At 69.6% G+C, this 8472-nt stretch carries 10 protein-coding genes; 4 read left to right on the top strand and 6 right to left on the bottom strand.

What is annotated here, in order from left to right; genetic code table 11:
* Positions 1-399, bottom strand: a 399-nt coding sequence (locus tag VFO68_RS22335; protein ID WP_325160308.1) for an aminoglycoside phosphotransferase family protein, incomplete at its 3' end; no start/stop codon positions are given.
* 25 nt (positions 400-424) lie between these two features.
* Between VFO68_RS22335 and VFO68_RS22330 the strand changes: the two genes are divergently transcribed.
* Both VFO68_RS22330 and VFO68_RS22325 read left to right on the top strand, forming a co-directional pair.
* A complete protein-coding gene (locus tag VFO68_RS22330; RefSeq protein WP_325160307.1) occupies positions 425-925 on the top strand; it encodes a metallophosphoesterase family protein in 501 nt (166 codons plus the stop codon).
* Positions 926-1035: 110 nt separating this feature from the next.
* A complete protein-coding gene (locus VFO68_RS22325; protein WP_325160306.1) occupies positions 1036-1590 on the top strand; it encodes a snapalysin family zinc-dependent metalloprotease in 555 nt (184 codons plus the stop codon).
* Between the two features lie 38 nt (positions 1591-1628).
* Here the strand turns inward: VFO68_RS22325 and VFO68_RS22320 are convergent, their stop codons facing one another.
* Positions 1629-2594 carry a LysR family transcriptional regulator gene (locus VFO68_RS22320; RefSeq protein ID WP_325160305.1) on the bottom strand — a complete coding sequence of 322 codons (966 nt, stop codon included), beginning with the start codon at positions 2592-2594 and terminating at the stop codon, positions 1629-1631.
* Positions 2595-2707: 113 nt separating this feature from the next.
* Between VFO68_RS22320 and VFO68_RS22315 the strand changes: the two genes are divergently transcribed.
* Complete coding sequence (locus VFO68_RS22315) at positions 2708-3694, top strand: LysR family transcriptional regulator (RefSeq protein ID WP_325160304.1); 987 nt, start codon at positions 2708-2710, stop codon at positions 3692-3694.
* 409 nt (positions 3695-4103) lie between these two features.
* Here VFO68_RS22315 and VFO68_RS22310 read toward each other — a convergent pair whose 3' ends face one another.
* On the bottom strand, positions 4104-4286 hold the full coding sequence (locus VFO68_RS22310) for a hypothetical protein (RefSeq protein WP_325160303.1): 183 nt from the start codon (positions 4284-4286) through the stop codon (positions 4104-4106).
* A 153-nt stretch (positions 4287-4439) separates the two neighbouring features.
* Between VFO68_RS22310 and VFO68_RS22305 the strand changes: the two genes are divergently transcribed.
* A complete protein-coding gene (locus VFO68_RS22305; protein ID WP_325160302.1) occupies positions 4440-7202 on the top strand; it encodes an alpha-amylase family glycosyl hydrolase in 2763 nt (920 codons plus the stop codon).
* Positions 7203-7270: 68 nt separating this feature from the next.
* Here VFO68_RS22305 and VFO68_RS22300 read toward each other — a convergent pair whose 3' ends face one another.
* The 3 genes from VFO68_RS22300 to VFO68_RS22290 form a co-directional block, all read right to left on the bottom strand.
* Positions 7271-7549, bottom strand: a complete 279-nt coding sequence (locus VFO68_RS22300; RefSeq protein ID WP_325160301.1) for a GlsB/YeaQ/YmgE family stress response membrane protein — start codon at positions 7547-7549, stop codon at positions 7271-7273.
* 54 nt (positions 7550-7603) lie between these two features.
* Positions 7604-8095: a hypothetical protein gene (locus VFO68_RS22295; RefSeq protein ID WP_325160300.1), complete on the bottom strand. Its 492-nt coding sequence runs from the start codon at positions 8093-8095 to the stop codon at positions 7604-7606.
* A gap of 11 nt (positions 8096-8106) precedes the next feature.
* A partial coding sequence (locus VFO68_RS22290; RefSeq protein WP_414635549.1) for a hypothetical protein occupies positions 8107-8472 on the bottom strand: 366 nt, incomplete at its 5' end.

Below are 8472 nucleotides of genomic sequence, written 5' to 3'. Positions count from 1 at the left end.
CATCTCGTGCAGCGGCCGAAATGGCCGCCCGGCCGGCTGCCAGAGCCGGCACAGCAGTCCGGCCACCACGGCATCCTGCTCGCGCTCGGGCAGGGCGTGCCGCAGCATCGTCCCGGGCACGCACCGCTCCAGCAGCAGGACGTGCATGTCGTCGCGGTCCTCGGTTCGGTGCAGCAGCGCCGTGCCGGCGCCGGCCCAGCGCCGCAACCCTTCGGCCTCGTGTCGGCTCTCGGTGTCCCGCCGCGCCAGCTTCAGCACCACCTCGGCGCCCGCCGCGGTGCGGGCCGGCGCCACCCAACCGCACATGCCGTCGTGCCGGATCGGTTCGCCGACCGTGAGCTGCCAGCGCCGCGACAGATCGCGCAGCACCGCCGCCAGACCCGGCGGATCGAACCCCATGCCGGACATTCTGTGGTACGGCAGGATGGCTGTCGTGCGAATTGTGGTGCTGTCCGACACGCATGCGCCGCGCCGGTGGAAGGAATGCCCGCCGCGGGTGGCGCACCACCTGCGCCGGGCCGATCTGATCCTGCACGGCGGGGACGTGTGCACCGCGGGCGTGCTCGACGAACTGGCCCGGTACGCGCCGGTGCACGCGGTGCTGGGCAACAACGACGGCCCGGACGTGGCGGCCTGGGGCGCGCCGGAAACCCTGGAACTGGACCTGGCCGGCCTGCGGGTCGGGATGATCCACGACAGCGGTCCGGCCGCCGGGCGCACGGCCCGGATGCGCCGCCGGTTCCCGGACGCCGAGCTGGTCGTGTTCGGACACTCGCACATTCCCCTGGACCAGACCGGGGACGGCCTGCGGATCTTCAACCCCGGCTCCCCGACCGACCGCCGCCGGCAGCCGCACGGCACCATCGGCGTGCTGCACGTCGAGGCCGGGGTGCTGGCGTCGGCGGAGCTCGTCGAGGTGACCTGACCCGACGATCCATTAGCGGATACTAGGTATCACTGGCAGTTCACACCCGGCCACGCGCTGAGGCATGGTCGAGAGCAGTTGGCCCCTGCTCCGACCAAAGGAGACGACACATGCTCCGACGCGCGATAATCGGCGTACTCGCCGGCGCCGCCCTGGTTCTTCCGTTCGCCCCTGCCGCGCAGGCCGATCCCGGCGTGCAACTCGTCACGCTGACCTACGACGACAGCCAGGCGGGAGAGTTCAAGACGGCCGTCGCCCAGGGCGTGTCGGTCTGGAACAGCCGGGTCACCAGCGTGCGGATCGTCAAGGCCGCCGCCGGCACCCGCGCCAACGTGCGGGTGATCGCCGATCCGGGCTGGCCTCGGGCCAACCTCGGCCCGGTCCGGCCGGGCGGCAGCGGCACCGTGTGGTTCGGCCGCCAGGCCGTCCAGCAGGGCTACAACGTGGTCCGGATCGCCGCCCACGAGTTCGGCCACATCCTTGGCCTGCCGGACAACCGCACCGGCCGGTGCTCCGACCTGATGTCCGGTTCGTCGGCCCCGGTCAGCTGCGCCAACGCGCAGCCGAGCTCGGCCGAGGCGTCCCGGGTTCAGAGCAACTACGCCTCCGGCTTCGCCGCCCGGCATAACGACGATCAGGCCGTGCTGATCGTCGACGCCGGGTAGCGGAAGCCGGAACCCAGGGGTGGGCGTGAGCCCTGCTCTCACGCCCACCCCGGCCCGCCGGCCCGGCTGGACAACCAGGCCGCGTGCGCCGGCACACTCGTCATTCGCTCCCAGCTCACCTGTGCCGCGGCGGTGACCAGGTCGGGCGCGGCGTCGGCGACGATCCCGTCCTGCGGCCAGGCCAGCAGATCGCGGTAGAGGATCGGGGCGCCACGCAGCGGCCGGACGGCCACCGTGTCGGTGTCCGCGGTACCCGGCCGGGCGATGGTGATCCCATGTCCGCGAGAGATCACGTCCAGGTTCGCCTCGAGGTCCAGCCAATGCGCGACGTGCGGCTCGAAACCGGCGCTGGCGCACGCCAGGCGCAGGTTCTCCGCGCAGCGTTGCTCCCGCTCCGGCCGCAGGATCCACTTCTCACCGGCCAGGTCGGCCAACTCGATCTCGTCCCGCGCCGCCAGTGGATGGGCCGCGCTGAGCATGACGAAGACGGGAATCTCCGTGATCGTGGCGACCGTGATGCCGTCCGGCCGGGGCAGCGGCAGCGTCGGATACTCGCCGAGCAGGGCCAGATCCGGCCGCCCCTTGGTGGCCAGCGACTCCAGGGTGCGCCGGGGCTTGGTCTCGGTGCGCATGGTGACCCGGGCCTCGGGGAAGGCGGCCTGCAGGGCTTCGAGCACCACGGTGCAGGACGGGGAAACCGTGGTGGAGAAGCGAATCAGGGTGGTGTCCGGCCGGCGGGCCGGTTCCCGTGGGCCGTCACCGACCAGGTTGTCCACCGTGGACAGCAGTGCCCGGCCGCGGCTGAGCACGAACTCGCCGAGCACGGTGGGATGTGCGCCCTGCCGGTCCCGGACGAACAGTCGGCCGCCGAGCAGACCTTCGATTCGTTGCAGCTGATGGGTCAACGCGGGCTGGGACAGCCCGAGCACGGTGGACGCCTTGGTCACGCTGCCGGCGTCGGCGATGGCGCAGACGATCCGCAGGTGCCGGAACTCCAGTTCCATGCGCCTAGCCTAGAAAGAGATGGGAACTCTCGGTGATCACGCAGTGGCAACTGGCAATACCTGCAGCCGAACGGCCGTTCCGGTTACCACTGATCGGGCCATAACATCGACGAATGCTGGAGGCACGACACCTTCGGATCGTCCGCGCAATCAGCGACACCGGCAGCCTCACAAAGGCCGCGGTGGAACTGGGGCTCACCCAGCCCGCGCTTACTCATCAACTGCACCGGATGGAACGGATGTTCGGCGGCACGCTGTTCGTCCGTGACCGGCGCGGCGCCCGCCCGACCGCCCTCGGCCTGCACGTGATCGAACGTGCCCGGGTCGTGTTGCCGTCGATGGACGCCCTGGTCCGGGAGGCCCGGATTCTCGCCGAGGGGCAGGACTCCACGGCGCCACAGGTCCGGGTGGCAATCCATCCATCGCCATTGCCCGTTGCGGTGGTGGCCGCGCTGCGCGAGCTCATGCCGTGCGGCCAAATCAGTCTGCGAACCGAGTCCTCCGGTCAACGCCAGCTCGAACTGCTGGCGGCCGGCGCGCTCGAAGTCGCGATCCTGACCGAATATCCGAGCCTACCCATGCCTCGCCCGGCCGAGATCGTCGTGCACGAGGTGGTGACCGAGCCGTTGTTCGTGGCTCTGTCGGAAAGCCACGTGCTGGCCGAGCAGGAGGAGATCAGCCTGGCCGATCTGTCCGATGAGAGCTGGATAATTCCCGAGGACGCGGAGGCCAGAACCGCGGAACATCTGCGGCATATCTGCGACGAGGCCGGAATTGTTCCGACTGTTGCCTATCGGGTGACCTCCCAGGTGGCCCGGGACCTGGTGGCCCGGGGTATGGCGATCACCCTGTTCCAGCCCACCGCTGCCGCAACGGATGGGTTGGTGTTCCGCCCGCTCAAGGGATCCCCGGCCGAGCTACGGCACGTGATCGCGGTGCGGGCGGCCAGCCCGGTCGCCAGATACGGGGCCGAGCTGGCCGAAGCCGCTAGGGCTAGTTATTGGACGCATGCGGCTCGCTCAACCGCGTACCGGGAATGGCTTGGCCGGCATCGGCGGGTTGGTGAGCGCCGGCCACGATCTCGGCCGGCCGTCCAATGAGGACACGTCTCAGCACCACCAGTGACGGAATCCGCGCCACCACCAACCTCCGCCGCCGAGCAGTCCGAGACCCAGGCCGAGATGCAAGGACAACATGCGAACCTCCGGATGAAATGGATTTGATCAAGCCCCCGCGCCAATGAAGTTAGTCCTGGCGCGATGATCTGTCTTTCCCCCGGCCCGGTAACGAAGTTCATCACATCTGGGTCTTGATCTCCGTCCACGGCGACGAATTCGCGGTGGTTCGCAGGACGCGCCGGATCGATCAGGTGGACCCACGCGCGAACGGGCCCTGCTCCACGCAGGGCCCGTCGCACAACGAATACTTTCAGTTGTCAGGTTTGTGACACGGCGTCACGGGTTTTCATGATTCACCCGGGAAACGCTGTGTCACCGGTGGAAGCCGGGATCAGCGGCGGTAGCTCCACCGGCCGGACCGGTTCCGGATCGCGGTGCCGACGCCGGCCAGGTGCAGCGCCAGGCAAAGCAGGCCGGCCGTCACGATCGTGCCCGTGCCGATTCCGATCGAGGCCTCGGTGAGGTCGAGCAGTAACGCGATGAGGAAGATGATGGCGGCGACGATGGCAAGCATGCCGGCTCCTTCCAGGGATCTCTCGTCTGCCGACGGAGTACCCCGGACGCGGTGATCTCAGTCCAAAAGTTGGGGACGGTTTTGCCCCTTTGGACGGCAGCGCCCGGCGTTGACCGGGAGTTATAGTGCCGAATCCGTCTGTGAGGAGGCCGCATGCCATCGCGTCGCGCCGTCAGTGCCCTGCTGGGCGCGTTACTCGTCTCGTCGCTGGCCACGGCGCCGGCGGCGGCCACTCCCGACCACGGCGACCACCTGCGCGGACTGCACTCGCCGCGGGGCCCGGTCACCGACGAGAACTTCTACTTCGTGATGGCCGACCGGTTCGACAACGGCGACACCGGCAACGACCGTGGCGGCCTGCCCGACGACCGGCTGGTCTCCGGGTTCGACCCCACCGCCAAGGGGTTCTACAACGGCGGTGACCTCAAGGGCCTGCTGAACCGGATCGACTACGTCCGCGGCCTGGGCACCACGTCGATCTGGCTCACCCCGAGCTTCAAGAACAAGGCCGTGCAACTGGAGGACGGCCCGTCCGCGGGCTACCACGGCTACTGGATCACCGACTTCACCCAGATCGACCCGCACCTGGGCACCAATGCCGACCTGCGGGCGCTGGTGGACGCCGCGCACCGGCGCGGCATGAAGGTGTACTTCGACATCATCACCAACCACACCGCGGACGTCATCGGCTACCAGCAGGGCGCGCGAATGCCCTACACCAGCAAGGACGTCGCCCCGTACCGCACGGCGTCCGGCACGCCGTTCGACGACCGCGACCACGCCGGCACCAACACCTTCCCGCCGTTGTCGGCCGCCACCTCGTTCCCGTACACCCCGGTGCTCGACCCGGGCGAGACCAACCTCAAGGTGCCCGCCTGGCTCAACGACGTGACGCTCTACCACAACCGCGGCAACACGACGTTCACCGGCGAGGACTCGCTCTACGGCGACTTCTTCGGGCTGGACGACCTGTTCACCGAGAACCCGCGCGTGGTCCAGGGCATGATCGAGATCTACCAGCGGTGGATCGCCGACTTCGGTGTCGACGGCTTCCGGATCGACACGATGAAGCACGTGAACGACGAGTTCTGGCAGAAGTTCGGGCCGCAGGTGCTGCAGTTCGCCCGGGACCACGGCAAACGCGAGTTCTTCATGTTCGGCGAGGTGTTCGATACCAGCCGGAGCTTCACCTCGCAGTTCACCACGCGGGACCGGATGCAGTCGGTGCTGGACTTCCCGTTCCAGGACGCGGCCCGTAACTTCGCCTCGCGCGGCGCCCCGACCAGCCAGCTCGAGGCGTTCTTCACCGGCGACGACTGGTACACCGACGCCGACTCCAACGTCTACCAGCTGCCCACGTTCCTCGGAAACCACGACATGGGCCGGTTCGGCGGGTTCGTCAAGGCGGACAATCCGGGCGCGGGCGACGCCGAGTGGCTGGGCCGGGACCGGCTCGCGCACGAGCTGATGTACCTCTCGCGCGGCAACCCGGTCGTCTACTACGGCGACGAGCAGGGCTTCACCGGCGACGGCGGGGACCAACTGGCCCGGCAGACGATGTTCGCCAGCCAGGTGCCGGAGTACCTCGACGACGACCTGCTGGGCACGGACGCCACGCACGCGCGGGCCAACTTCGAGCCGCGGCACCCGCTGTACCGGTCGATCCGGACGCTGGCCGACCTCACCCGGGCGCATCCGGCGCTGCGGGACGGGGCGCACCAGCACCGGCTGGCCGGCGCCGAGGCCGGGATCTACGCCTTCTCCCGGATCGACCGCGAGCGCCAGCGTGAGTACGTGGTGGCGCTGAACAACAGTGAACAGGCCAGGACGGCGGCGGTCCCGACCTACGCCGGCGGCCGCGGCTTCCAGCGGCTCTACGGCGCCGGGCCGGACCGGGTGCGCTCCGCGGCCGACCGCACGCTCACCCTGACCGTGCCGCCACTGTCCACTGTGGTCTACCTGATGGACGGGGAGATCCCCGGATCGCGGTCCGCGCCGGACATCACGCTCGGCGACCCGCACCCGGCCGCCGAGTCCCCGGCCCGGATGCAGGTCTCGGCCGAGGTCGCCGGCTCCTCGTTCGCCGAGGTCACCTTCTACGCCAAGGCCGGCGGCGGCCGGTGGGAGCCGATCGGCACCGACGACACCGCGCCGTACCGGGTGTTCCACGACGTGAGCGGGCTGCGGCCGGGCACCGGTGTGCAGTACCGGGCGGTGGTGCTGGACAACCGGGGGCACACCGCGAGCAGCCGCACCCGCGCGGCCACCGTGCCGCCGCCCGCGCTGACCATCCAGGCCCCGGCCGAGGGCAGCGGCGTGCGCGGCACCGTCGAGGTCCGGGCGGTCGCCGAACCGGACAAGGCGAGCCACGTGGTGCGTTTCGAGCGCAGCGTGGCCGGTGGACCGTGGATCGCGATCGGGTCCGACGACTCGTCCCCGGTCTACACGGTGTTCGACGACCTGACCCCGTTGAACCTCGCCGCCGGCACGCCGGTCGCCTACCGGGCGAAGCTCACCGTCGCCGGTCGCACCACCACCAGCGAGCCGCGCACCGTGCGGGCCGCCGGGCCGCCGGCCACCCTGGCGACGCTGCACTACTTCCGCCCGGCCGGGGACTACACCGACTGGGGCCTGCACATGTGGGGTGACGCCGTGGACCCCGCGGTGCTGGCGCAGATCGCCTGGGACCGCCCGTGGCCGCTGACCCGCATCGAGGGCGGCTGGGCGGAGTACGACATCCCCCTGGTCAACGACACCGCCCCGGTCAACTTCATCATGCATCTGCCCAGCGGGGACTCGGTTCCCTCGACCCGCGAACCCGGCGGTGACCGGGCCTTCCTGCCGATCAACACGCCGAACGTGTGGATCAAGCAGGGCGATCCCACCGTGTACGCCAGCCAACCGCCCACTCCCTGACCTAGACACGGCGGACGCCCCGTGGCCGGGGGCCACGGGGCGTCCTTGGAGTGGGGTGAACGGTTCCCTTAGCCTCGAACACCTCGGCGACCCCAGGCGCCAGCCACCAGGGCGACACCGACGGCGGCCAGGATGACCTGCACCAGGAGCTCGAGCCAGTCGATGCCGGACGTCGCGGTCGGGATGCCAATGGCCCGGGCCAGCGCGGTGCCGAGCAGCGCGGCGACGATACCGACGACGATGGTCAGCCAGATCGGGATGTTCTGCCGGCCCGGCAGCACCAGGCGGCCCAGGGCACCGACGACGAGACCGATGATGATCGCCGTAATGATTCCGGTCGCAGTCACGACTTCCTCCTACTTTCCAAACGAACAGCAATTACAGGGATGGGGTTGATGCGCTTACTCCACGACGTGGCGCCGGTATTGCACCGTGCGCCGGGGACCCGGCAGGGCGAACTGCCGAATGGCGTAGGTCAGGACGCCGGCGATGACCAACCAGGCGATGGCGGCCAGGCCGTCGTTGAACAGGACCTGCAGCTTGGCGTTGTCCGGGGTGAACAGTCCACGCAGGCCGAGGGACACGGCACCGGAGAAGTTCTCCACAAAGGACGCGAACCCGTTGTTCGGGTTGGCCTCGAAGAGAACCAGGATGATGTGCAGCCCGAGCACCGTGGCGAACAGTCCGCACACCAGGTTGATGACCGTGCAGACGGTGCGCACCACGCGCACCCGCTTGGCGTGGGAGTCGCGGATCTCGTCCTCGACCATCGGCTGGGCCATTGGCGCAGCGACGGGCTGGGCCATCGGCTCGGCGACCGGCGGTGGTGGTGGAGGTTCGTCCGCCGGGTTCAGGTCGAGCCGGGTGCGCTCCCACTCCGGCCTCGTTGACATGACCGCTCCTCTCAGGCTGCCCGGTCGAGCCAGCCCGGTGCCGGCTCGTGGTTTTCGGCACACCAGGTCATTGCGCTGACCGTCCACAGCAGAACCAGGGTCACGCCGTCGGCCAACCCGTCGGTCTCGCCGCGCAGGGCGAGGTCGACCTGGATGTCGACGTCGTCGACGTACTCGTTGACCCTGGCGAGCAGCGCCCGGACGATTGCCCGTACCTCGGGTCGCAGCTCGTCGATGTCTACTGTGGACCCGTCGATCCGGCGCAGATCCAGAACGACCGCGGTGTCGTCACCGAAGCCGCCGGTCTGGCGGACCACCATGGCCGCCGCCGCGTCCAGCAGTTCCACCAGCACCTGGTGCAACCGCGCACGCCGCGG

The organism is Actinophytocola sp. (genome assembly GCF_035712165.1).
Taxonomy (GTDB): domain Bacteria; phylum Actinomycetota; class Actinomycetes; order Mycobacteriales; family Pseudonocardiaceae; genus DASYTH01.
This window is presented reverse-complemented; position numbering and strand designations above follow the sequence as displayed.